We start from the raw sequence: 24417 nt of genomic DNA, 5'->3' as shown, positions 1-24417 counted from the left end.
GTCCAAGGCAAAAGCCACTCCAGGGAGAACGACCATGTTGCTGAAAGGATCCTGTCACTGTCGAGCGGTGCGCTTTGAGCTGGAATCCGCGCATCCTTATCCATTCAACCTTTGCTATTGCTCCATCTGCCGAAAAACGGCGGGGGGCGGTGGCTATGCGATCAATCTCGGCGGTCGCTCCGAGACCTTGAGCGTGGAGGGGCGGGAACACATCAACGTCTATCATGCGATGATCGACGGCCAGCAGAGCACCGGGGCGCGCCATTTTTGCAAGTATTGTGGAAGCGCTCTCTGGCTGTACGATCCCGGCTGGCCGGAGCTGGTCCACCCCTTCGCCTCTGCCATCGATACGGAATTGCCCGTTCCCCCGGAACGAACGCACCTGATGCTGGGCAGTAAAGCGCCGTGGGTGGAAGTGAATGCCGGCCCGCGGGATCAATGTTTTGCTGAGTACCCCCGGGAGAGCATTGCCGAATGGCACGAGCGTCTCAATCTTGTGACGCCTTGAGGCAAGCTGTTTGGCCGGCTATTGTTGTGATCGCGGTTTCGGGTTGGCCCAGAGTTGATTACCTGACAAAGATTGCCCTGACAAAAGTTGGGAGAGGACTCCGGCAAAAAATGGGAATGAAAAAATGAAACACGGAACGCAACCGAGAGATGTTGGACTGCAGTGCGCGTGCGGCACCGTAAAAGGCGTTGCCAGAAAGGTGTCGCCCCAGGCGGGCAATCGGGTGGTGTGCTATTGCAGTGATTGCCAGGCGTTTGCGCGCTTTCTGGAAAAGGAGGCGGAGGTTCTGGATGCCTGGGGTGGAACCGATATCTTCCAGATGAGCCAGGGCCGTATCGTCATTACGGCAGGGGAAGACGCGCTGGCCTGCATGCGGCTGAGCCCGAACGGAATCATTCGCTGGTACGCCCGCTGTTGTCACACCCCGCTGGTGAACACGTCCGTGGCTGGAATGCCCATCGTGGGCGTTGTACACACTTTTATCGCCAACCTCCAGGAGCACGACCGGATCCTTGGGCCGGTGCGGGACTATGTTCAGGGACGCGATGCTCGCAGCAAACCACCCCACCCGGTCAGCGATGGGTTTCCGCTGGCCTCCTTCCCCCGCCTGCTCTTCATGACCCTGAAGGCGAAATTGCGCGGCGAGGAAAAACCGTCCCCCTTTTTCGATTCGGACGGCCGGCCCAAACGCGAGCCCCTGGTGCTGAACAGCGAACCGCCCGGAAGCGCAGCCTGACACGGACAGCTTGGGGGAATTATTCGCCCGGGGGTGGTTGAAGGGGCGCTGCGTTCAGTAACCCGCCCTGGCGGTTCTCGTGCATCAGCAGCCATTGCTTGCGGGGCAGCCCCCCGCCGTAGCCGGTGAGCTTGCCGCTGGCGCCGATCACACGGTGGCAGGGCACCACCACTGCGATGGGGTTTCGACCGTTCGCAAGACCCACGGCGCGCACGGCCTTTGGCAATCCGATGCGCTCGGCGATGTCCTTGTAGCTGACGGTTTCGCCAAAGGGGATGTCGCAAAGCGCCCGCCAGACCGTTTTCTGAAACGTCGTTCCCGCCGCCTTCATCGGTAAGTCGAAAGTTTCCAGTTCTCCCGCGAAATAGGCCCGGAGTTGGTCTGCAGCTGCCTGCAGGGGCACAGGATCCTGGCGCCACTCTCCGCGCAACTTGCCGAGGCTTAGATCCGCGTCCATGTGGACACCGGTCAAGTGCTCTCCGTCACTGGTAAGCAGTAGGGGGTCGATGGGGCTGTCGATCACGGTGTAAAAATTCATTGTTCATCCTCCCGAGCTGAGGTGATTCCAGAGGTGCATGGCACCGTAGGCGCGCCAGGGTTGCCAGCTTTCGGCGCGGCGAAGTACTTCCGCCGGTTTGTTCAGACTCAGGGCGCGCACCAGACCCAGGTCCGAGTCCGGCAGCGCATTGGGGTCACCCAATGCGCGCATGGCGATGTACTGAGCGGTCCAGGGCCCGATGCCTGGTATTTCCAAGAGCTGCCGAATGGTTTCGGAGCGTTCGCCACGGTCCAGTTCCAGTGTGCCGCCCGCGATGCTGCGCGCGAGATGGAGGACGGTGTGCGCACGTCGCTGGGTGAGCCCCCGATCGATAATCTGTTGAAGGGACGCCTCCGCAACGGACAGTGCGCTCGGTGCGCAGCGATCGAGACCGTCGAATGGGGTGTCCACCGGTGAGCCAAAGTGTTCCACGAAACGCCCGAACAGGGTGCTGGCCGCTTTCACGCTGACCTGCTGGCCCAGTATTGCCCGCAGCGCCAACTCGAACGGATCCAGCGTCCCCGGCACTCGCAGGCCGGCACTCAGCCCGACCAGAGGTTTCAGGGCCGGGTCCCGCTGCAAATGCGCATCGATGATTTCCGGGCTGGCGTCCAGATCGAACAGGGCGCGCAAGCGGGCTTGCAGCGGAATGAGGCAAGGCAGCAGGGAGGCGGACACCTCCACGCAGATCTGTCGCCGATCCAGATCCGGCAGGGCGGCAATCCAACCCCGGTGTTCACCAAGCTCCACAGTGCGCAGATAGCGATTGTCCGCCAGGCGATCCACCCGGGAATTGCCACGGCTGCACAGGAAGCCGGTCAGTTGCTGCCAGGCAATGGGCGGTCGGTAACCCAGGCGCAGCACAATCGCCCGGTCCATGGCGTTCGCCCCTTTCTGCGCGCGACGTTTGCGCAGGGCTGAGGGGTTGAGGCGGTAGCGGGTTCGGAAGGCATCGTTGAAGCGCCGCAGGCTCGAGAAACCGCTGGCAAAGGCGACATCGATGATTTTCAGGTCCGTGTCTGTCAGTAACTGCTTGGCGAGTAACAGCCGATAGGTCAATGCGAGGGAAATGGGGCTGACCCCGTACTCCGATTCCACGGCGCGACGCAGCTGCCGGGAGCTGAGCCCGAATTCCGCGGCCAGTTCCTCCAGGCTGGCGTCGGTGAGCGCGCCGGCCCGGATGCGTTCCGCCGCAAGGTGAGCCACACGTTTGACGGCGTCGGTCTTGGCATTGCCCGGCGCCAGTTCCGGTCGGCAGCGCAGGCAGGGGCGGTAGCCGGCCTGCTCTGCGCTGGCAGCGTTCGGGTAAAACGTACAACGATCCGAACGCGGCATGCGCACCGGGCAAATGGGCCGGCAATATATGCCAGTGGTGGAAACGCCCACGAAGAAGAGCCCGTCGAAACGGGGGTCGCGGGACTGAATGGCCGCGTAACAATAGGCGTGATCGAGAGGAGTTGTCATCATCGGGCCATTCTAGCCGCCTTGCTGGCCGGCAGGTGGCCATTTTCGGACATGATCCCGCGGACGCGCGGGTAAAGCCGTCGCTGGACGGCAATTTGCATTTTCCGTTAGCGCTGCAATTACGATGGGGCGCAGGAGGGTGTACTGCGACACAGGGCGTTGCCCGGGTGTGCGGTACGCTTTATTGCAGCAAAACTGCAGCAATGGTTCCCCAACGAAAGGAGTGAGCGGACGTGACTGCCACATCAACCACAGCCGGCGATTTGTCGCCACGGGGCCGCGCCACTGAGACAGAGGAGGTCATGGCCGTCAAACTGTGCTCCGTTGCGGATGCGGAGGCGATTACCCGTTTTTACACGGAAAATGAAGCCCACCTGATGCCCTGGGAGCCGGGTCGGCCACCGGGCTTTCACGGGCGGCGGGCCTGGGCTGAACGGCTCAGGTACCGTGAGCAGGAGCAGCGGGAGGGGCGGGGTTATTATTTTCTCGGGGTCGATACCCGCAGCGGCGCGGTCATCGCAACCTGCTCTTTGACGGGGGTTGCCCGGGGGCCCCTGGACGCTTGCTATATGGGCTATTCCGTCGATCACCGCTACGAGGGGCAGGGATACATGAAGCAGCTGTGCCTGCACGTCATTGACTATGCCTTCCACAAGCTCCATCTGCATCGCATCATGGCCAACTACATGCCGCACAACGATCGTTCAGGGGGCTTGCTGAAGCACCTGGGCTTCGAGAAAGAGGGTTACGCGAAGCAGTATCTGCGCATCAACGGGCGCTGGGAGGACCACGTGCTTACGGCGCTGATCAACCCCCGCGACCGGGATTAGCGCAGGGTTTGCAGTTTTTCAATTCGCTCGTCGTCGGCGCCCAGGTAGTGGATGAGTACCGCGCTGACCTTGTTCACGTTCAGGGTTCCGGCGGCGCTCATGGCTTCCAGGTCGGCCCAGTCCTGGGTGCGGTTGAAAAAGGCTTTGAGCACCGCCAGGTCACCGCAGGACAGGAAGGGGACAGAACAGCCCATGAACTGCTCCCAGCGGACCCGACGGGCAGCCTCCTGGTGAAAATCCGTGGTATTCAGGAAGACGTCCACCGGCGTCTGCTCCCACCAGAGCCGAACCTGACCTTCCTGCACCAGCTCGCGGCGCTGTTTGTCCGAGGATTCGATGGCATCCGGCAGCGCGCTCAGTACCGACTCGTACTGTTCGCTGTCCACGAAGATGTTGATGTCGATGTCGATAGTGCCCCGTGCTCGCAGGGTACACCAGGCGAGGGCCAGGGCCCCGCCGAAGGCGTGGGGCAGGCCGGCGGCCTCGAGCTGCCGGTGAAGCGCGACGATTTTTTCCGGAAGATTCACGGGCGGGCGCCGAAGCGGGGCAGATCCAGGGTGGGGCTGTGGCGCGCCGGAAACTGGGCGGCCAGATTTAACGCTTCTTCCAGCTCCCGGCCCCGATCGATTCCATCCGCCCGGCGAACGCGGGGGGAGAGCTCCAGATCCACCGCCTGATCACAGGCATCCAGAATCCGCAGGAAGGTATCCACGGTGGGGCTCTTCCGGCCTTTTTCGTAGGCCAGCAGTGTGGCGTGGGAAGTGCCGGCGCGGCGTGCCAGTTCCCGCAGGGAAATTCCGGCTCGCTCGCGGGCGGCCCGAAGCGTGATTCCCGCGGGAGGGGTGGGGACGGCTGTGGGGGAGGTTTGTGTATGCATGCCTTGGATGGTATCCGATTGGATACCGGCTGCCAAGCCCGTTCTGCGAGACCCAGCCTTGGGGCGACTCGCCGGTCGGAATCAGTCGTTCTCCGCCACCAGGATGGCGCGAGTAGGGGCGGGGTAGCCCTCGACAGTTTTGCCGGGGTCGTTCGGGTCCAGAAAGTTTGCCAGGGAGTGGAAGGTCATCCAGTCCGTGGCGCGCTGTTCCTCGACAGTGGTCTGATTCACGTCGACGACCCTGGGGTTGCGGAACCCCACCTTGCTCAACCAGATGAGCAGGTTTTCGGGACTTGGAAGGAACCATACGTTGTTCATCATGGCGTAGCGCCCGCCGGGCACCAGCACGGTTCGCTCGCCACCGTGTACCACAAGAGTCTCGAGTATGAGCTGGCCACCGGGCCGCAACATGGCTTTGAGCTGACGCAGGTGGTCAATGGGGGAGTGCCGGTGATAGAGCACCCCCATGGAGAATACCGAGTCAAACACCGGCAGGGGAGGGGCGATGTTCTCCAGAGTGCTGGGCAACAGGTCCACCGGGCAGGACGGTGCGAAGTGTTTTGTCATCAGGAACTGGATGATGAACCGGGGCGAAGGTTCGATGCCGATCACCCGTTTCGCACCAGCCCCCAGCATGCGCCAGCAGTGATAACCGTTGCCGCAGCCCACGTCCAGCACCAGCCGGTCCTCCAGGCTGGCGATGTGCGGCAGCACCCGGTCCCACTTCCAGTCGGAGCGCCACTCCGTATCGATATGGGTGCCGTGAATGTCGAACGGCCCCTTGCGCCACGGAATCAGCGCCCGCAACCGGGCTTCGATTTGCAGCCGGGTGTCTGAGTCGGTATCGCCCGGCTCCCCGATCCGCACAGAGCCGACCAGGTCCACACTGGATGTCTGCACCGGCGGCAGTTGCTCCAGGGCGCTTCGCCATTTCGGGAGATCGCCGTAACGCTTGGGGTCGAGGCCTTTTCGCACCCACTTGGGGATGTGCGGGACCCATTCTTCCAGGGCCGTGCCGTGAAGGTCTTTTTCGAGGTGCTGAAAATACTGTTGCATTACTTGATGGCGAGCATGGAGGCGAAGTTCAGGCACTGAAACCACACATCGGCGCTGGCAAAGCCCGCCGCTCTGAAGCGTTGCTGATGGGTGGCGAGGCTTTCGGGGATGAGCACCTTCTCGATCGCGGAGCGCTTCTGAGCGATCTCCAGGTCCGAATAGCCGTTGGCGCGCTTGAAGTTGTGGTGCAGCTCGGTCATCAGCGCCTGGTGCTGCCCGTCGGCGAAGCACACTTTTTCCGAGAGGATCAGGACGCCCCCCGGCAGCAGTCCATCGTAGATGCGCTGAATCAGTGCCGCCCGTTGCTCCACGGGAATGAACTGGAGGGTAAAGTTCAGCACGACCACCGAGGCCTTGCTGATCTCGCTGTGGGCGATGTCCTCGCAGCGCAGCTCCACGGGCAATGCTCCCCCGTCGTCCTGTTCGAGGATCTTCTCCGCCCGGGCGATCATGGCCTCGGAGTTATCGATGCTGATGATCCTGCAACCTTCGGCCTTGATCCCATGACGCATGGCGAGAGTCGCCGCGCCCAGGGAGGACCCCAGGTCGTAGCAGCGGGAATCCGCCTGTGCATAGCGGCCCGCCAGCTCGCCGATCATGCTGATGATCGCCGGATAGCCGGGCACCGAGCGCTTGATCATGTCGGGAAAGACCGCCACCACCGACTCATCGAAGCGGAAGTCTTCAATCTGGTCGAGTGGATTGGCGAATATGGTGTCGGTTTGCTGCTCGGAACTCATGGCGGTGGCCGGATGCTGAAAGCGGGCGATTTTAGACCGGGCGACGCGGCGCCGCAATTCGCACCGCGCACCGGCGCTACGCCCGGTGTCGGGAGCGCACGGGACGCGGCGCGTTTTGTCGGATTCCGCTCAGAGTCGCGCAATGTCCAGCTTGAGATCGCTGACCACGTCCTGGTTGCCCTGGCCGGTCAGGACGGCGACACTCTCCTGGCCTTTCAACAGGTAGGTTTCGGCCACACGTCTGAGGTCGTCCAGCTTCACCTGTAGAACCTGCTGGCGGAAGGTCTCCCGCAGTTCGCGAGTGCGCCCGTGCAACTCAGAGTGGAAGGCTTGCTTGGCCTCGCCGGCGGGGGAGGCGGGTCTGTCGATGCTGCTGACTACGCCGAGGATGGCTTCTTCCACCGCCTGCCAGTCGTGCTTTTCCTTCATGAGCCATTGCAGGGAGCGGTCGAAATCGTCCAGGGTATCGGCGATGCGCGGGTCCCGATAGGAGAAAAACCGGAACGCGCCGATGTTGCTGTCCTGCTGGGCGCCGGCACCGTAGGCGCCGCCCTGTTCGCGGATCGCCCGGTGCAGGTAACCGTTGCGCAGCACTCCGCCGAGCACGGTCAAAGGGGCGGCGTCCGAATGACTCAGGGGCACCGTGGGGAAGGCCTTGGCGCAAAAGTTCACCTGAGTGCCGGCCAGCCAGCCCTCTCGGATCGGCTGCCCCGGTTGCGCGAGCAGGACCAGATCCGGTGCCTCATCCCCTGCGGGCACGGCATCGGCGATGCCGGACCAGGCACTTTGCAGATTGCGGTAGTGTTGGTCCAGATGGGTTTCTTCGCTGACCAGCAAAAACTGAATCGGCTGGCGGCACAATTTGAGGTGCAGGTTCTGCAGGCGCTCGGCAAATGCCTTGAGCTGACCCGGGTCCCGAAGCGCGGTGTCCAGCTCCTTGATGGCACGGATGCCCTGCAGCCCGGACAGCCGGTGATTGAGCCCGCTGACCGGGCTCATGCCCGCGGAAGCGGCGGCCATGGCCAGCATGTGGCCGTTGCCGGTCACGGCCTGTTCGCGCCGCGCACGCATTTGCGCGATGAGTTCGCGAATGCGGTTGTGCTCGTCGAAACGCACCGAGTACAAGGTGTCCGCGAGCAGTGCGGTCATCTTCGGGTGGTTGTCCGCCAGAGCTTTGGCGGACAGGATCAAATGGCCGTTGGAGCGCTGGGGGTCGTGTACATTTCCGCGAATGGATGTGAAGCAGTTGAGTGAGCCCACCACCTGGGACTGTCGTCGCTGTGTGGCCAGATAGTCGCTGTCCGCGAGCCCCAGCTCTGTGACACAGAGGCAGAACATGGGCAGCAGGGCCAGCTCGTCGTCGCCAAGCTCCGGGAGTTCGAGGATGGCCTGCTGGTAGGTGAGCCCGTTGGTGCCGGCCTGGTAAGTGGCCACGGGCAGCCTCTCATCCCGTTTGCGCTCTCCGTGCTTGTAGCGCATCTCCTTGGGAATGTCCTCCAGGCCCACCTTGGGGAGAATGCTGTCATCGTCCTTTCGCGTCTGCCGATCCTGCAGGGCTTTTGCGCGCTCGACGATGCTCTGCTTATCCTGATCGCTCAGGGTCTTTTTGACCTCCGCGAGACGGGCCGCCTCGGCCTGTACCTTCCGCTCGGCGAGTTCCGGATCGGGAACCATGGTGAGGCGGACCCGGTGGCGGTTTTCCAGTAACAGGCTCCTCGCCAGCCCTTTGATGTAGTCGGGATCTTCAATGGCCTTGCGAAGCTTGTTGAGCACCGGGTCGATGTCCAGCAAACCGATGGGGTCGCCCCGGTGCGTCGCGGCGGTAAGGGCGGTGAGCGCCAGTTGCAGGCCGTAGGGGTAGCCGTCGCCGCCGATTTCCCGTTGCTGCAACTCCAATTGATGCAGAGAGGCTTTCACCTCCTCGTACGGCACTCCTTCAGCGGCGACGCGCGCAAGGGTGTCGAGAATCAACTTCTCCACCGCATCGGCGCTCTCGTTGTTGCTGCCCTCGAGCCCACAGACAAAGGTCAGTTCGTGCTGGGAATCATCCAGCCCGCAGAGCGGGGAAGGGGCGCTGCCCAGCTCTGTTGTTTCCAGCGCGTGCTGGAGGGGCGAAGCGCTGTTGTCGAACAGCACACTGGTGAGCAGCTGTGCTTCGAGGGTGGCTTCCAGGTCCGTGGTTCTGCCCAGCAGCCACCCCATGACGATGTGGGTCTTGTCGGGGATGGCTCCGTCTTTTGCTTCATGGCCTTCTTCGCTGTAGGGATAGGCCTCCTGTACCCGCAGGGGGGCATGGTAGCGCTTTTCCGGCGGCACAAAGATATGGTCTGGAAGTTTGTCGAAACGGTTCAGGGCCAGCGTTTCGAATTTGCGCTGGTGCTCCGCGGCGGGGATGTCGCCGAAGGTCATGAAGATCGCATTGCTCGGATGGTAATGGGTGCGATAGAAATGCGTCAGCTGTTCGTAGGTGAGGTCCACGATGGATTCAGGGTCGCCACCACTGTTGTAGTGATAGGTGGTGGTCGGGTACAGGTATTTGCACAGCGTCTGCCAGAGCTGGGCCGGCACCGAGCTCATGGCGCCTTTCATCTCGTTGAACACTACACCCTTGTAAACCAGGTCGGACTGGGGGTTGTCCGGTTCCGCGAATTCCAGGCGGTGGCCTTCCTGGGCGAAGTCCAGCGGATCCAGGCGCGAGAAGAACACCGCGTCCAGATAGACCCCGAGCAGATTATCGAAGTCCTTGCGGTTCTGGCTCGCGAACGGGTACGCGGTCCAGTCGGAGCTGGTCATGGCGTTCATGAAGGTGTTCAGCGAACGGCGGATCATCATGAAGAAAGGATCCCGCACCGGAAACTTCTCGCTGCCGCACAGGGCCGTGTGTTCCAGGATGTGGGCCACGCCAGTGGAGTCGTGTGGCACCGTGCGCAGGGCCACCATGAACACATTTTCGTCATTGTCCGCGGCCAGGTGGATGTGGGCGGCTCCGGTGGCCTCGTGCTCGTATTCTTCTACGGTGATGTTGAGCGCCTCGATGCGATGGCTGCGAAGCAGGCGAAAGCCATTTTCCGTCGGGGAAGAAGCGGCGGTGCTTGAAGCTGCTGAGGTAGAAGTCATAACCGTCCTGTCGTTTCGATGCGATGAGTTGGTGGGGCATTATAGGGCCATGGCGCTCCAGGAAATACCGGTCGCCGGTAACTCCTGCTTGGACCGGTTGCCGGAGCGTTAGTGCGCAGGGCTGACCAGGCTGTTTGCCGGTTCGCGGGAGCAACCGTCCCGGTGGGCCTGCCAAAGCGCCACGGGGCCCTGGCAACGGATCAACTGGCGCTTCTGCGCGGCGGTGAGTTTTTTGAGTGCGGCTTCACGCCGCGAGGCGGTGCTGCGGTTGAGGCTGCGCTCCACAAGACAGAGCGCCACGGGGCGATCACTGCGGAAAAACTTGGCGCCGGCCCGGCCCGTGCAGTGTTCCTGCCAGCGCCGGGCCACATCCACCGTGATGCCCGTGTACAGCCGACCGCGCGCCGTGCGGATCATGTACACGTACCAGCTTGGTGTAGAATGCGCGTCGCTACTCATGTCCAGCCTGTCGAGCCAATGCCCGTGAATTCTACCACGCCTGAAGATCGCAACTTCGACGATCTGGCCCACCGTTTCAAACGCAACGTCTATTCAAGCTTGAAGGGCAAGGTGCGTTTACATGTTCTCGACCGGGATTTCCAGGAGTTTTTGCCCCACAAAGGCGATCAACCCTGGCGCGTGCTCGACGCCGGTGGCGGCCAGGGGCAAATGGCGGCTTACTTTGCCGCTCGCGGCGACGAGGTGTTGCTGTGTGATATTTCCGCAGAAATGTTGAAGCTGGCTCGTGAGCATCTGGTTACAGAGAATCTGAGCGAGCGGGTGACGCTTTGCCACGGGGCCATTCAGGATGTGCTTGCACGGGAGGAGGGCTTCGACCTGATTGTGTGCCATGCGGTCCTGGAATGGGTGGTCGATCCGCAGGCTTTGTTGCAGAAGATGACCGCAGCCCTGAAGCCGGGCGGCTTCCTGTCGCTCTCCTATTACAATTTGAACGGTCTCGTTTACAAGAACCTGCTGCGCACCAACTTCAAAAAATTGCGGAAGGAGAAATGGAGCGGCTATCGCGGCAGCCTCACGCCCACCGCGCCCCTGCGGCCCGAACAAGTTGCCGACTGGCTGAGGGGGCTGCCGTTGGAGGTGCTGTGTGAGAGCGGGATTCGGGTTTTCTATGATTACATCTTCAACGAAGAGGACCGCCGCCGCGATCCCGAGGGCATCGTTGAAATGGAATTGAAATACTCGCGCACCCTGCCTTTCAAACACCTGGGCCGCTACATCCATCTGCTGTGCCGCAAGTCGGGCTGATGATTTGGAAAGCCGTCGGACCCGGGTCGAATTCAGGCCCTGGAGATCAGGCTCTCGAGATCAGACTTTTGAGATAAGGAAATCCTTGGCTTGATTCACCTTGGCCGCGAGATAGTTGCTGCCGCCGCGGTCGGGATGCAAGCGCTGCATGAGTTTTTTGTGGGCCGCGAGGACGTCGGCCTCCTTCGCTCCCTCGTCCAGGCCAAGGATCTCCAGAGCCTCCCGGCGGGACATCCCTGAACGACTTGTGGCATCTCCGCTGCCGCCGTTTTCGAATCCATATCCCCCGCGATTCTGCTGCGCAAATGCCTGAAGCAGGTTCAGGGAGTCCGCGTCTTGCTCGGCCCGGTAGAAGGCCATCAGCTCCTCGAACTGGGATCGATTCAGCTCACTGAGGGTCTTGCCCGCAAAGGGGCCTGAGAGGACCTCGCCGGTGATTGCACCGCTGTTCTGATTGATCTCCACTCGAAGGAAGCGCGTGTGCAGCACGGATCGATCGCCCCAGGCCATTCGCCCCGCCATGCGCTGCTTCTGCAGTTGGCTTACAAAGGGCAGCAGGCGAATGGCGAGTGGCAGCAGGCGGGACAGAAACGGCACCAGCCCCGCGAACAGGGCGGTGATCCAGTGCACGCGGCCGGTAACAATCAGCAGGAGCACAGCGCCCACGGTCAAGTAAACCATCGCTTTGAACAGCAGTTGCTTGCGGTCGCCGGGTGTTTTCTGACGGAAGCGGTTGAATGCATACACCAGAGCAATGATCACGATAATGGCAAAGAAGAGTCTGATGATCATGTTCTGCTTCCGCGGGTTTCGCGGCCCCTTGGGCCGCAGGCAGCTGGGATTATAAAGATGGGGGTGCGGATCGGAAAGGAAGAGTCGCAGTGGGAGCACGGGGGTAGAGGTCCGAAGAGCGCACAGCGCTTTGGCCGGGGCGCTTTCGTCGGCTGGCGCGGTACCAGGGCGGCTGAGTGGTCAGCGCGGGGTGAATCCGTTTTGGCCCCTGCCGAAGCCCCATTCCCGGGCTGTGGCAGCGTGATTTCGGGCACGTTTTGGAGGAAAGGGCTCTGTTAGAGTAAATCCGGGATTTATGTGCCATGTCCGGTTAGAATGTAACCGTTTTACCGGATGCACGCGGCTTTCCGGGCCGTGACCGGACCATCCTGTACCTTCCGCCGGCACCGCGACAGCCGGTGTCTCCGATCGAGGATCAAACAAGATGAATGATTTTTATGCACGCGTTTTCGAGGATCCCTGGGTGGCGGTTTCGATCCTGGTGGGAATCGTGCTGGCGCTGTACATGGGGCGCAGCAGCGCACATGGAGTCATCGAAACCTTTTTCCGTCTCCTTTCCTCCGGTCTCCGTATGGGCTCGCGCTCCCTCGCTCTGGCCGAAAAGAAGCTCAAGGCCCGCAACCGGGAGGTCCTGATCTCCCTGGGCAAGGAGCATGCTGAGCGCGAGATCAACCGGGAATTCTTCCGCATCAACAAGTTTGTGGAGCGGGACCTTGGCGGGTATCCGCGGCTGCAGCGCAATATCCAGGAGCAGATCACACGCATCAACGAGGACTACGAGAAGAGCGGGGAAGTGCCGCCGCCCCAGCCGGAATGGGTCGCCGCGGTGGATGCGGTCGCCAATCTGCAACTGAAGGACAAGGGGAGCAGCCTGTCGGAGAAAATTCTGCAGGACATCCACCAGGCCGCGGAAGAGCAGCACCGGGAGGTATTGCAGTCCTACCGAGAGAGTATGGCGGAGCGCCATTCCATTCTGAAGCGCATGGCGCCGTTCTGGCGCAAGCTGAGCAACAGTGTGGATCAGATCGGCAGTCATCTGCAGGAGCTGGGCAAGCGTGCCCACAACATCGATGTGCAGATGGAGCGCTACGAAGAGATCTCCAGCCAGACCGACAAGGCCGAACGCATGCTCAAGGCCTCGGCCCTCACCCAGTTCAGCATTGCCCTGCTGGTGGTGCTTATTGCCATGGCGGGAGCCTACTTCAACTTCCACCTGATCGCGCTGCCCATGTCGGAAATGGTGGATGGCAGCAACCGTATTGGCGGGGTACGGGTGTCCGAGATCGCCGCGCTGGTGCTTATTTTTATCGAAATCACCATGGGGATCTTTCTTCTTGAAGCGCTCCATGTCACCAAGCTGTTTCCCATCATCGGGTCCATGGATGATCGGATGCGGGTGCGGGGGATCTGGCTGGTGGGCACGCTCCTGCTGACCATGGCCTGCATGGAGTCGGGGCTGGCGTTTATGCGCGATCACCTGGCCGCCGAGAACCGCAGCCTGGAGGCCAGCCTGACCGGCGCGGAGACGGGTGATATCAGCTGGATCACCCTGGTGGTCAACATGGGGATGGGCTTCATTCTTCCCCTCGCACTGACCGTGGTGGCCATCCCGCTGGAGTACCTGCTGCACACCGGGCGAACCGTTATGGGCATGCTGATGGAATTGGTGCTCCGCATTCTGGCGGTGCTGATGCGGGTCCTTTCAGTGGCGCTGCGCCACGGCGGCCGTCTGACCACCCACCTCTATGATCTGGTGATTTTGCTGCCGCTGTGGGTGGAGAACACCATCCGTCGACGCACGGACGGAGGGGCGGAATCGTCCGACTACTTTGCGAAAGAGGCTTCAAAATGATGAAACACATCGCTCTGATCCTGCTCGCACTTTCGCTGCTGGCTTGCTCCGGTGAGCCGGTGAACTATAAACGTGGGGTGTATCTGCTGCTGGATACCTCGGGTACTTACACTCAGGAGTTGGAGAAGGCGCAAAAAATCATCAACTTCCTGCTGGCCAAGCTCGAAGCCGGCGACACACTGGTAGTGGCGCGGATCGACAGCGGCAGCTTCAGTGAGAAGGACATTGTCGCCAAGGTGGTTCTGGATTCCCGCCCGTCCGCTGCGAACCAGCAAAAGCGGCAGTTCGCCGACGTCATCGACCAGTTCGCCACGAGCGTTGAGAGCAGCGCCTACACCGACATCTCCGGAGGTTTGCTGCAGGCCATTGACTATCTGAACGAAGCGGACGTGGGCCAGAAGACGATTTTTATCTTCTCGGACATGAAGGAAGAATTACCTGAAGGCTACATGCGGGATTTTGATCTGACGCTCGACGGTTTCGCGGTAAAAGCCCTGAACGTGACCAAGCTCCGCTCGGACAACGTGAATCCGGACGAGTATTTGCAACGAATGGCCGACTGGCAGTCCCGGGTGGAGCAGGGCGGGGGCCACTGGACGGTGATCAACGACCTGGATCGCCCCGAAGCCCTCACCTTCTGACCGCCTCGGCATCCCCTCCTGCGGCTGCCTCGACCTCCGGGGCGGCCCCATTCCAACTTTCTATTGATTGCGCGCTCTGGCGGTGATAGATTCCTGTTACCCAAAAACGGTTTTCGGTCATTTTTGCTGTTGGTCGGCCAATGACGAGAATCGGGTCGGGGGTCTCATTTCCGTTTTTTCGGTCTACACTCTGCGGAAAGCCCAGCCCCCAAAAGGAACGCAACAATCACCGACTTCGGTCAGATGAGGCAGAAGATGGAAAAAACCCAGCGAAAGATAGAGAAATTCCGCCAGCGTGAACAAAAAATCCTGGATGCGGCACTTGAGCTGCTGGTGGAGCACGGGGAGGAGACCGTAACCGTCGAACAGATCGCCAACCATGTGGACATTGGTAAAGGCACGATCTACAAGCATTTCACCTCGAAGGTGGAAATCTACATGCGCCTGCTGTTTGATTACGAGCGCCAACTGCTGGATCGTCTGAAAGACGCGATCAAGGCTGCAGAGGGCGGGGATTACGCGGCCCCGGCGCGCGCCTACTTCGAGTCCCGTATGAGCGACCCGACCAAGGACCGCCTGTTCCAGCGCCTGGAAGAGAAGATCATCGCGCTGAAGCAGGCACCGGAACTCATCGCTGAACTGCACCAGATGCGCAACAACGTCTTCGAGGCCATGAACGACGTACTGACCCGGCGCATTCAGGAAGGCTACCTGCAGGATGTTCCGCCCCATTACTACTACTACACCTATTGGGCGCTGACCCAGGGGGCAGTAGAGCTGTTTCACTCCAAGGCATTCCCGCGGATCGAAGACAACATGGAAGGACTGATGAAGTTCATCATGGAAGTGGGTGTCCACATGGGTAACCGCAAACCGGACAACAATAACCATTCCGGGCCCGCTACCAGCCCCGCGGGGTAAGACCGGTATTCCCCCCGGCGGCGTGCCCGTCGGGGAGTGTCCCTCCCGGGGCGGATGATTCCCTGTTCCGGCCCCATTCTTGTTTGCTATCGTAAACCCTCTTCGACGTTATGGATTTACGACGCCATGTCCGATCTGTTCCAGCAAGCTGAAGCTCTTCAGAAGGAGCACAAATCCGGCCTTCCTCCCGTTCACAAATGGAACCCTCCGCTCTCCGGGGACATTGACATCCGCATTGCCCGTGACGGGCGCTGGTTCCACGAGGGCGAGGAGATCAAGCGCTTTGAACTGGTGAAACTGTTTTCCACCATCCTCAAGCGGGAAGGGGATGAGTACTTCCTGGTGACTCCCGTGGAGAAATGGCGAATCACTGTGGATGACGCGCCATTGGTGGTGGTGGATTTCAGTCGCCGGGGCAGCGGTGCCGACCAGAGCCTGATCTTCAAAACCTGGACGGAGGATCTGGTAGAGGCCGATCAGGAGCATCCGCTGTGGGTTGAAGAGCACGACGGCGAGCCGGTTCCCTATGTGATGGTGCGCAACAACTTGCCGGCCCTGATCGGACGCAATGTTTACTACCATCTGGTGGAACTGGCGCTGGAGTCGGCCAGAGACGATTCCGAACCGGTGGTTATTTCCAGCAAAGGCGCCAGCTTTTCGCTTGCGGCGAAGGGTAGGGGCGGGGATTAGCAGGCGGTAATCGGTTCAGTACCAGCTTTGGCAGGATGAGTGCTGAGCGCTGAGCCTCACAAACTGCGGGTAGTCGGCGATCTGGATGCAAGCGAGCAGTCGCTCCTTGATGCCGCGTCGCTCGACATCCTCGGCCAGGGCCCAGAAGCTGCAATGGGCTGCCAGCCGCTCGATCTGCGGCGCGCATTGCGAGCCGCGAACGGCTCCGTAGACGCCGTCGTTCAGCAAAACCACGGTATCTCCCGTTGCGAGCATGCCGAGACAGGTCTGTAGCAGAGGTGCGCTGGAGGGGGATTTGTTGACGGTGTGCAGCATCAGAAGCTCAGTATCTGATCGTGGCGGATGAACAGGGCTTTGGCAGAATCCGTATCCAGAATCCCTGTGGCGTCCGGGATGACGGTGGCGTCCAGCCCGCGCTGTTCCAGGTCGAGCTTGCGGGCAAAAAGGTCGAGTGAGCCGAACTCCCGCAGGGAAAGGATTTTCTCCGCCCTTTCGAGTGTGGTGAGTTGAAAAACCCCGTCGCCCACAAAAAACAGGGCAACCGGCTGATTCAGAAGGACGGCGGTCATCACCGCATCCAGGCAATCCTCACCCAATGAATCCGCGTGCGCGCCGCGGCTCACCACACAAAGAATTCCCGCTGCCGGATCGTCAGCCTGCATGCTCGCGCCTCAGGGACCAAATGTTATGAAGCGATCAGAGTTCACCCTGGCATCAATCAATTGACCGAGCCCCCCCACCACAAAACCGCTGGCGAGGGGCAGGCGTCCATCTGTTTCAGTGTCGATACCGATACTGCGCTTTTGCGCAGAGTTAACGCAAACCACTGCATCCAGCTTTGCGTGTTCCACGAGAGCCTGCCATTCCCGACGCAGCAAATCCGCCTTTGACGTTCCATCTTCCGCTGCGGCCACCCCGTTCAGCACTCCTTCGCTGAAGAAAAAGATCCGGTAAAGCTCGTCGCCGCCGTCGAGTACGGCCTGGGCGAAGTGCAGGGCGGTGCGTGCGGAATCCGTTGCGAAAGGGGAGGCGTAGACGGCAAGGGAAAATTTCATCGCGTATGCAACAAAAAAGCCCCGTTGGAACGAGGCTTTTCGGATTGGATTACAAGGTCCTGAATCAGTCTTCGCCTGACAGAGCACCCAGCAGGTGCAGCAGGTGGACGAACAGGTTGTAGATATCCAGGTACAGCGCGGTGGTGGCCAGCAGGTAGTTGGTTTCACCCCCGTTGATGATACGGCTGGTGTCGTACAGGATGAAGCCGGACATCAGGAGCACCACGGCCGCGCTGATCGCCAGGGACATGCCGGAAATCTGCACACCGAAAAAGCCCATCACGATGGAGCCGAGCATGGCGAGCAGAACAACCACCAGGCCCACCACCAGGAAGCCGCGCATGAAGCTCAGGTCCTTGCCGGTGGTCAGTACGTAGCCGGACAGGGTGAAAAACACCAATGCGGTACCGCCCAGGGCCTGCATGATCAGCATGGAGCCGTTGGCCATGGCCAGGTAGTGGTTCAGGGTCGGGCCGAGCGCCGCGCCCAAAAGACCGGTAAAGCCGAATACTACCCAGATACCGGAAGCGGAATTAGCGGTGCGGGGCAGGGCGAACCAGATCAGGCCCAGGGCACCCAGGGACATCATCAGCGCAGCCCCAAAACCCAGGTTGATCGCCATGGAAATTCCCGCGGTGGCCGCACTGAACAGCAGGGTCAGCCCCAGCAGTGCATAGGTGTTGCGCAGTACCTTGCTTACCTCGGCCGAACGCGAGCTGACCGCCTGCGTTTGTGAATAGAGCTCTTGCATAGATGTTCTCCGTTAAACGTGGACCCACAGCGCCATAATACAAAGGTCGGTCCTAAAATCAAGCACTTAGCGCCCATTCGAAGCGAATAGGTCCAAGCTGAGCTCTTAGAGTCGCGAAGGCCCGCCAGGTTCAGGTTTCGGGAGTGGGAAAACGCAGAATTTCCTCATGATCAGCCGACTGTCCCGGGGGTGCTGCGGGCGATACTTTCCCAATCCTTGAAGGCGGCTCCCTCGTCCACGTGCCCGGCGGGATGGGCTCCGGGCGCGGGCCCGGGGCCAGGCTCGCGTGACAGATAGACCGTCTGAGAGGGCAGGGCGAAGCCGGTGCCGCTCTTCTCCACCGCTTCGGCGATCAGCAGGTTGAGTTCCTCCTGGACTTCCAGGAAGCCGTCGTAATCGTTGGCGAGCACGTAGGCGAAGATTTCTATCTTCAAAGCACTGTCTCCGAAGCCAAGGAAGCGAACCCGGGCCGGATCGGGATCCACCTGGGGGTGGGACCGCAACACGTTTCTGAGCTCTGCAAGCAGCCAGCGAATCTGCGCCGGGGAGCTCTGGTAGCGGACCGCCAGGACCGGATGGAACCAGAATCGGTCCCGATGTGCGTAATTTTCGATCTTCTGCGCGGAGAACTCCCCATTGGGAATGGTAATCAGCGTGCGATCCAGAGTGCGGATGCGGGTGGAGCGCATTCCGATCTGCTCGACGGTCCCGAGAGTGTCGCCCACCTTGCAGAAGTCGCCGATGCGCACGGGCTGGTCGAACACCAGCGTCATGCTGCCCACCAGGTTTTCCATCATTTTCTGGGCACCCAGCGCGACGGCGATACCACCAATACCGAGGGCGGCGAGCCCCGTAGTGACGTCGACCCCAGCCGTATGAAGGGCGACGATGGCACCCACCACCACCAGGAGCACCCTGGAGCTGCGGCGCAGCAGTAACACTGCGGACAGCGCGCCAAACCGGGAGCGGCTCGTCATCCGCCGCTCAAAAACGGCAGCCACTACGTCGATCAGCCGCCACACAAGCCACAATACCGACAGCCAGGCGACGATCACCAGGACCTCGCTGATGGTCTGGCGGGCAATAATGGAAATCCCCGCCTTCTGGATGGCCAGAGCAAAAATCCACACCGCTGCGAAAAGCTGGGCCGGAGTTGAGAACGCCTTTACCAGCCCTTCCGGATAGTGGTGCAAACGGCGGCGCAGAACCATTCGCGTCGCGGAGCCCACACTTCCGATGGTGGCCCGAATGATTCCAAAAGACAGCGCGGCAAGAAGTACAATGGCGATCCAGTGGCCGACGGGAACGCCGTTCCATTTGGTTTCCAGCAGTGCGCCGGGGATCAGCTCATTGAGCCCGAGCGTCGCGTTGTTTGAGTCGTCGTTGGGAAGAGCGCTCAAGGACTCGGCCGAGATCAGCCATTTGCCCTGATCACCCGACTCCAGGTACTGGAGCAGCAGGTCTACCTCGCGACCGTCGATTTTGAGGGAGCCGATGCGCTCGAGTTCGGGGGATAGGTCATCGTCAACTTCACCCCGGGCCTCGTTACTCAGCATCACCATGGGGGGGATGTCACTGTTGCGGTCCAGTGCACGCTGAAGCATTCGCGCAACCTGATCGCCGTGAATGCGCTGGTCAAAGGGCAGAGGCGCCAGATCCAGATACTGGGCCGCCCGTTCGTAGTCCTCGTTAGACACGGCATTGAGGTAACCCTCAAAGGTTCCCCTGGGAGTGCTGCGTCCGAGCGGATCGGACGGTGCCGGCGCCATCTCTTCAGCCGAGGCTTTCTCGCTCGCGTTCGCGCTTGTTGCTGCGGAGTTGCCCGGAGCGGCGAAGACCGGCATTACATTGAAACTGAGGAAAAGCGACAGAGCCAGACGTGGGGCAAAGTGCGCCCAACCGCGTTTGAAGAAGCGTGGGCGGGCGGCAGATTTCGAGAACGAATTGGCGTGGGTGCGGCGGGCAAGCAGAATACGACGAAGCATTGAAACTCTTACGGCTGAGTGTGAGTTTTCGAACATGATTGGCTGCAGTTTGTCGACGCAACTTTTGCAGAAGCAGCGATTCCGAAGCGAATACTCATCGGGTTTCTTGCAGCGCGCCCGTTGCAGTGCTGTTGTTCAAGTGCGAGCACTCAGGCTTGCAACAACGATAGTGAAGGATTGTAAAACCTGCAATGCAATGGAGGCGCTGTTTTGTGCCATTCTGCTCACTAAGGTGATCGACCCGCCGGCCACCTCAGACCCAACAATTTTGTGGGACTTCCGCGTTCACAATTGCGGTCGCGGGGGCGATCCGCTGGTCGTTCGTTCAGTCCATCTAAAAGGCCCGGCTTGAGCGTCACCCGTGAATATGGAATTGGTCTAACTTTCGACCGGGCATAAAAAAAGGCCCGACATTGTGCGGGCCTTTGATTATGGCGGAGGGGCAGGGATTGATTCGCGCCGTCGTGGCGCTCACCCCTTCGGGGCAGCTCGCGGGCTCGCTGTCCCAATTCGCTCCTGCGAATTGGTCGAACCCTGGGTTCTCATCCCTGCTTTCGACCGGGCATAAAAAAAGGCCCGACATTGTGCGGGCCTCTGATTATGGCGGAGGGGCAGGGATTCGAACCCTGGGAACCTCGCGGTTCAACGGTTTTCAAGACCGCCGCTTTCGACCACTCAGCCACCCCTCCGGGAAGATTCTGCGCCGTCCTGCGGCGAAGAGGCGCAGATTATACAGGTCTGTATTGGTCGGGCAAGCGTCTCACCGCTGCCGTGGGTTTTTTGTGACTCTTCTGTTCAATTGTTGATCGTGCGGGGACCGGGCAGTTGCTGCCCGGTCCCGCTGCTTAGCTCGCCTGGTTGTCCTGGTGGGCCCGTGCGCTCCGGGGGTCGTTGGCCGGGCGCGAGATGGGGCGCGGCGCGTGAACGACTGAAGACTGGAGCGAAGTGTCCAGGGCACGCGGGGTCGGCCGCTCGCGTGTTTCCGTAATGATTCGGGCAGCGCGGACCGGCTTCGGGTTCAGGCGCGGATCATTGGGCGCGCGCTTCGGAAGCGCTGTTCCGGTGGCTTCTTCAGCCGGCTCGGCTGGTGTTTCGCTTGCCTGAACTTCGGCTGGCGCTTCCGGCCCGGCTTCCGGTTCAGCTTCTGCTGCGGCTTCTTCCGTGGTCCCGGACGCTGCTTCTCCGGCGCTCGCAGGAGCGGCTTCGGGTTCAGTCGTGGGCACAACGGCTGCGGCTTCCGGCTCGGCCGGTTCTTCTTGTTGCTCTGCCGGCTTCTCAGCTGATTCCTGCGTCGATTTCTGAGCTGCAGGTTCGCTGCCGGTTGATTCCGCGCTGACCTCTTTCAGGGGCTGTGGCTCGGTTTGTTCCTCATCGGCAAGCAGTGATTCGCGAGCAACGGGGGAGATGGCAGGGGCCTGCTCCGCCGCTGCGGCTGGCTCCGTTGCGGCAGGCTGCTGCTCAGTTTTCGCCCGAGCGTCTTGGGCAGTTGTTTCTCCTGCTTCCTTCGCCGGCGTTTCCTCGGTCGGCTGGGGTGCGTTTGCCTTCAGTTCGGCCTCCTGGGCTGCGGCAGAAGCACTGACCTCACTTCGCTGCTCCTCGCGGGCGGGGCGTCGGTCCGGTGTTTCCTGGGGTTTTTCCGCGGCCTGTTTCGCAGCTTCGGGCTGAGTGCCTTTCGAGGCCTGAGACTCCACGGCGGTCACCAGGTCCTCGCGGCGGCCCCGGCGGCGGGGCTGCTGGCGCGGACGCCGGTTGGCCGGCCGCTTGGGCGGCCGCTTGGCGGATTCTTCGCCACCTGCTTCGGCTTTCGAAGCCGGTTCGGCCGCCGTTGGTTTCTGAGTGCTTTTCCGCTCATCTCTTTTGCCGCGGTCGTCGCTTCGCCCGCGCTCGTCACGGCGGGCTTCCTTGCGATCGTCTCTGCGTGTGTCTTTGGACTCGTCCCGTTCCCGGGCACCGCCTTCGCGGCGGCGATTGTCGCGGCCTCTGCGGTTTCTTCCCTGGGCTTCGCGGCGCCCCCGGCCGGAGCCAGACGAGCGGCTCGGCTGACGACGGCCCTTGTCCTGTTTTCGCTCGGTGGTTTCTTCGGCTCCGCTGAAGAACTCGCCGAGCATTTTGAGCACGCGGGTCAACAGGCCGGTCTTGGCAACGGTGCGGGTGGGGGCCGGAGTGTCCGGGGCAACCTGCTGTACGGCCGGAACCGGGATCTTGGCAGGGGGCGCGTTATCCAGATCTTCCCCGGTGTCTTCAATTGTGCTGGCGATCTTGTAGCTGATCTCGAAACTTTCGCTGTCGTCGTCCCGCAGGCGCTGGACTTCAAAATGCGGCGTGACCATGTTCTCGTTGGGCACGACCACCACGCGAGTGTTGTTTCGCGCCTCGATCATTGAGATCGCCTTGCGCTTCTCGTTGAGCAGGAAGGTTGCAACGGAAACGGGGGCAATGGCCCGAATCTCGGCGCTGCGCTCTTTCTGGGCTTCTTCTTCCACCAGGCGCAGGATGGACAGGGCAAGGGATCGGGTAGACCGGATCGTGCCCTGGCCGCTGCAGCGGGGGCACACCTTGGAGGTGGTTTCCCCTAATGACGGGCGCAGTCGCTGGCGGGACATCTCCAACAAACCGAAGCGTGAAATGCGACCCACCTGGACGCGGGCGCGATCCATCTCCAGGGCATCGCGAATGCGGTTTTCCACTTCGCGCTGATTGCGACTCGATTGCATGTCGATGAAGTCGATCACCACCAGGCCGCCCATGTCGCGAATGCGGAGCTGACGGGCGATTTCATCGGCCGCCTCCAGGTTGGTCTGGAGCGCGGTCTCCTCAATATTGACGCCTTTGGTGGCACGGGACGAGTTGATGTCGATGGAGATCAGGGCCTCAGTGACATCAATAACGATTGAACCACCGGAGGGCAGCTTCACTTCACGCTCAAACGCCGTTTCGATCTGACCCTCAATCTGGAAGCGATTGAACAGGGGGACATCGTCGGTGTACAGCTTGACCCGGCTATTGAAGTCCGGCATGACCTGCTGGATGAAGGCAGAGGCCAGATTGTGGGCATCCACCTGGTCGACCAGCACCTCACCGATGTCATCCCGCAGGTAATCGCGGATTGCCCGGATGATGACGTTGCTTTCCTGGAAGAGGAAGTGGGGCGCCCGGGCGTTGGTGGCTTCCTTCTTGATCTCTTCCCACAGGCGCATCAGCCAGGCCAGATCGTACTGCAGCTCTTCCGCATTGCGGCCGACACCGGCTGTGCGGATGATGACGCCCATTCCGGCGGGGATTTCGATCTTGCTGAACGCGTCGCGCAGTTCGGACCGATCCTCGCCCTCGATCCGCCGGGAGATGCCACCAGCGCGAGGGTTGTTGGGCATGAGGACCAGGTAGCGACCGGCCAGGCTGATGAAGGTAGTCAGGGCGGCGCCTTTATTGCCGCGCTCTTCCTTGTCGACCTGGACGATGACTTCCAGACCTTCTTTCACGACATCCTTGATCTTGATCTTGCCGTCAATCTCCTTGGGCTGCTTGATGAAGTATTCGCGGGAGATTTCTTTGAGGGGAAGGAAGCCGTGGCGTTCCGCGCCGTAGTCGACAAACGCGGCTTCCAGGCTGGGTTCGATGCGGGTGATCTTGCCGAGATAGATGTTGGCTTTTTTCTGTTCGCGACTGCGGTTTTCGATGTCCAGATCGTACAACCATTGACCGTCGACGAGTGCAACGCGCAGCTCTTCCGGCTGGGTTGCATTGATGAGCATTCTTTTCATGTGCTTCCTGATATTTTTATCTGGGGCACAGACCGAACGCTATTTGAGAGGTGGTGTCAGGATCGGGCAGGTAGGGGCGAACACGCGTCGCGCGGCAAAATAGCTGGATTCCTGGCGGTCAAACACGCTACGTGCAGTGTTTGCGTCTGCCGGGAGTACCAAATTCCGCCTGGGAGCGAAGAATCAATTTCGGATCGTTGCTAGTTGCGCTGTGATCTAACTTCATGAAGCCTGAGTGTTAAAACGATAGTGATCGGCGACCTTGTCTCGAGAAAACTGATTCCGTGCTCGTTGATGCGATTCATTGTTCCGTCGTGGCTCTCTGAATGGTTTCGATCAGGATGGCCACGAGCCCATCAAATTCCGACTCTGATGTCTTTTCTGACTCAAATAGGTGCGCTCAGCTGCGCGATTGTCACATCGATCTGCCTCGGCAGATCGGGTTTCCATAACTTTTGCTGGAATGGCGTCTGTCAAATGGTTTGCGCCATTCGTTGCGCCGACCGCCGGTATGCGGGTGCGAATCTTCATCCAGCCTGCGCCGGGGATTTTGGCCCCTGAGTTCGCAATAGTTTTCAGGCAGGTGGGCCGGTTTGCGCCACCCATGCCACTGGGAAGTCCGGTTTGTACATCCGCATATCGGATGGGCCAGCGACGCGACTATAGCACCATTTTCTAAGTGCTTCAATTTGCAACGAAAATCGTGCCACGTGACCGCTGTGGCGGGAGCAACCGTCCGATCCACTCGTGTCCCACTCCAGTATTACATTGACGCCATGGCTCACAGGAAGTTTGCCACTCGCGGTGTAATTTGGCTGGGCGGGAGCCAGCGGAGCT

General features: G+C 60.9%; 23 protein-coding genes and 1 tRNA gene. 8 read left to right on the top strand and 16 right to left on the bottom strand.

Annotation, left to right across the window (positions count from 1 at the left end):
- Positions 1–34: 34 nt before the first annotated feature.
- Both ACURWW_RS05960 and ACURWW_RS05955 read left to right on the top strand, forming a co-directional pair.
- A complete protein-coding gene (locus ACURWW_RS05960) occupies positions 35–508 on the top strand; it encodes a GFA family protein (RefSeq protein ID WP_445615956.1) in 474 nt (157 codons plus the stop codon).
- A gap of 124 nt (positions 509–632) precedes the next feature.
- Positions 633–1244, top strand: a complete 612-nt coding sequence (locus tag ACURWW_RS05955) for a DUF6151 family protein (RefSeq protein WP_445615957.1) — start codon at positions 633–635, stop codon at positions 1242–1244.
- Positions 1245–1263: 19 nt separating this feature from the next.
- Here ACURWW_RS05955 and ACURWW_RS05950 read toward each other — a convergent pair whose 3' ends face one another.
- Positions 1264–1782 (bottom strand): methylated-DNA--[protein]-cysteine S-methyltransferase, encoded by a 519-nt coding sequence (locus tag ACURWW_RS05950; protein WP_445615958.1) that lies wholly within the window; start codon positions 1780–1782, stop codon positions 1264–1266.
- A 3-nt stretch (positions 1783–1785) separates the two neighbouring features.
- Complete coding sequence (locus ACURWW_RS05945) at positions 1786–3249, bottom strand: DNA-3-methyladenine glycosylase 2 family protein (protein ID WP_445615959.1); 1464 nt, start codon at positions 3247–3249, stop codon at positions 1786–1788.
- Positions 3250–3479: 230 nt separating this feature from the next.
- Here ACURWW_RS05945 and ACURWW_RS05940 point away from each other — a divergent pair, with 230 nt between their 5' ends.
- Positions 3480–4076 carry a GNAT family N-acetyltransferase gene (locus ACURWW_RS05940; RefSeq protein ID WP_445615960.1) on the top strand — a complete coding sequence of 199 codons (597 nt, stop codon included), beginning with the start codon at positions 3480–3482 and terminating at the stop codon, positions 4074–4076.
- On the opposite strand, the gene ACURWW_RS05935 is transcribed toward ACURWW_RS05940, so the two are convergent.
- The 6 genes from ACURWW_RS05935 to ACURWW_RS05910 form a co-directional block, all read right to left on the bottom strand.
- Positions 4073–4603, bottom strand: a complete 531-nt coding sequence (locus tag ACURWW_RS05935) for a hypothetical protein (RefSeq protein ID WP_445615961.1) — start codon at positions 4601–4603, stop codon at positions 4073–4075. The two genes, ACURWW_RS05940 and ACURWW_RS05935, sit on opposite strands and share 4 nt — an antisense overlap.
- On the bottom strand, positions 4600–4953 hold the full coding sequence (locus ACURWW_RS05930) for a helix-turn-helix domain-containing protein (protein ID WP_445615962.1): 354 nt from the start codon (positions 4951–4953) through the stop codon (positions 4600–4602). Before ACURWW_RS05930 ends, ACURWW_RS05935 begins: the two co-directional genes overlap by 4 nt.
- Positions 4954–5034: 81 nt before the next feature.
- Entirely contained in the window at positions 5035–6009 is a 975-nt protein-coding gene (gene cmoB / locus ACURWW_RS05925; RefSeq protein WP_445615963.1) for a tRNA 5-methoxyuridine(34)/uridine 5-oxyacetic acid(34) synthase CmoB, read from the bottom strand.
- Entirely contained in the window at positions 6009–6749 is a 741-nt protein-coding gene (gene cmoA / locus ACURWW_RS05920) for a carboxy-S-adenosyl-L-methionine synthase CmoA (protein ID WP_445616057.1), read from the bottom strand. The genes cmoB and cmoA overlap by 1 nt, the downstream gene beginning before the upstream one ends.
- A 129-nt stretch (positions 6750–6878) precedes the next feature.
- On the bottom strand, positions 6879–9866 hold the full coding sequence (locus ACURWW_RS05915) for an insulinase family protein (protein ID WP_445615964.1): 2988 nt from the start codon (positions 9864–9866) through the stop codon (positions 6879–6881).
- Positions 9867–9974: 108 nt separating this feature from the next.
- Positions 9975–10325 (bottom strand): GIY-YIG nuclease family protein, encoded by a 351-nt coding sequence (locus ACURWW_RS05910; RefSeq protein ID WP_445615965.1) that lies wholly within the window; start codon positions 10323–10325, stop codon positions 9975–9977.
- A gap of 24 nt (positions 10326–10349) precedes the next feature.
- On the opposite strand from ACURWW_RS05910, the gene ACURWW_RS05905 reads away from it, so the two are divergent.
- A complete protein-coding gene (locus ACURWW_RS05905) occupies positions 10350–11132 on the top strand; it encodes a methyltransferase domain-containing protein (RefSeq protein ID WP_445615966.1) in 783 nt (260 codons plus the stop codon).
- A 60-nt stretch (positions 11133–11192) separates the two neighbouring features.
- Here the strand turns inward: ACURWW_RS05905 and ACURWW_RS05900 are convergent, their stop codons facing one another.
- Positions 11193–11924 (bottom strand): hypothetical protein, encoded by a 732-nt coding sequence (locus tag ACURWW_RS05900; protein WP_445615967.1) that lies wholly within the window; start codon positions 11922–11924, stop codon positions 11193–11195.
- A 424-nt stretch (positions 11925–12348) separates the two neighbouring features.
- Here ACURWW_RS05900 and ACURWW_RS05895 point away from each other — a divergent pair, with 424 nt between their 5' ends.
- From ACURWW_RS05895 to ACURWW_RS05880, 4 genes are all read left to right on the top strand, one after another.
- On the top strand, positions 12349–13776 hold the full coding sequence (locus tag ACURWW_RS05895) for a hypothetical protein (RefSeq protein ID WP_445615968.1): 1428 nt from the start codon (positions 12349–12351) through the stop codon (positions 13774–13776).
- On the top strand, positions 13773–14417 hold the full coding sequence (locus ACURWW_RS05890; RefSeq protein ID WP_445615969.1) for a VWA domain-containing protein: 645 nt from the start codon (positions 13773–13775) through the stop codon (positions 14415–14417). Before ACURWW_RS05895 ends, ACURWW_RS05890 begins: the two co-directional genes overlap by 4 nt.
- A 255-nt stretch (positions 14418–14672) precedes the next feature.
- A complete protein-coding gene (locus tag ACURWW_RS05885; RefSeq protein WP_445615970.1) occupies positions 14673–15338 on the top strand; it encodes a TetR/AcrR family transcriptional regulator in 666 nt (221 codons plus the stop codon).
- A 126-nt stretch (positions 15339–15464) separates the two neighbouring features.
- Positions 15465–16028: a DUF1285 domain-containing protein gene (locus tag ACURWW_RS05880; protein ID WP_445615971.1), complete on the top strand. Its 564-nt coding sequence runs from the start codon at positions 15465–15467 to the stop codon at positions 16026–16028.
- Between the two features lie 15 nt (positions 16029–16043).
- On the opposite strand, the gene tusB is transcribed toward ACURWW_RS05880, so the two are convergent.
- The 7 genes from tusB to ACURWW_RS05845 form a co-directional block, all read right to left on the bottom strand.
- On the bottom strand, positions 16044–16343 hold the full coding sequence (tusB, locus tag ACURWW_RS05875) for a sulfurtransferase complex subunit TusB (RefSeq protein ID WP_445615972.1): 300 nt from the start codon (positions 16341–16343) through the stop codon (positions 16044–16046).
- Positions 16343–16690 carry a DsrE family protein gene (locus ACURWW_RS05870; protein WP_445615973.1) on the bottom strand — a complete coding sequence of 116 codons (348 nt, stop codon included), beginning with the start codon at positions 16688–16690 and terminating at the stop codon, positions 16343–16345. Before ACURWW_RS05870 ends, tusB begins: the two co-directional genes overlap by 1 nt.
- A gap of 9 nt (positions 16691–16699) precedes the next feature.
- Positions 16700–17083 carry a sulfurtransferase complex subunit TusD gene (gene tusD / locus ACURWW_RS05865; protein ID WP_445615974.1) on the bottom strand — a complete coding sequence of 128 codons (384 nt, stop codon included), beginning with the start codon at positions 17081–17083 and terminating at the stop codon, positions 16700–16702.
- Between the two features lie 64 nt (positions 17084–17147).
- Positions 17148–17834 (bottom strand): Bax inhibitor-1/YccA family protein, encoded by a 687-nt coding sequence (locus tag ACURWW_RS05860; protein WP_445615975.1) that lies wholly within the window; start codon positions 17832–17834, stop codon positions 17148–17150.
- Positions 17835–18004: 170 nt separating this feature from the next.
- Entirely contained in the window at positions 18005–19819 is a 1815-nt protein-coding gene (locus ACURWW_RS05855) for a mechanosensitive ion channel family protein (RefSeq protein WP_445615976.1), read from the bottom strand.
- 601 nt (positions 19820–20420) lie between these two features.
- A tRNA-Ser gene (locus ACURWW_RS05850) sits at positions 20421–20508 on the bottom strand.
- A 156-nt stretch (positions 20509–20664) separates the two neighbouring features.
- Positions 20665–23580: an Rne/Rng family ribonuclease gene (locus tag ACURWW_RS05845; protein ID WP_445615977.1), complete on the bottom strand. Its 2916-nt coding sequence runs from the start codon at positions 23578–23580 to the stop codon at positions 20665–20667.
- Between the last annotated feature and the right edge of the window lie 837 nt (positions 23581–24417).

Source organism: Gilvimarinus sp. F26214L, assembly GCF_054401055.1.
Note: the sequence above shows the minus strand (reverse complement) of the source record. Positions and strands in the feature narration are given on the sequence as shown.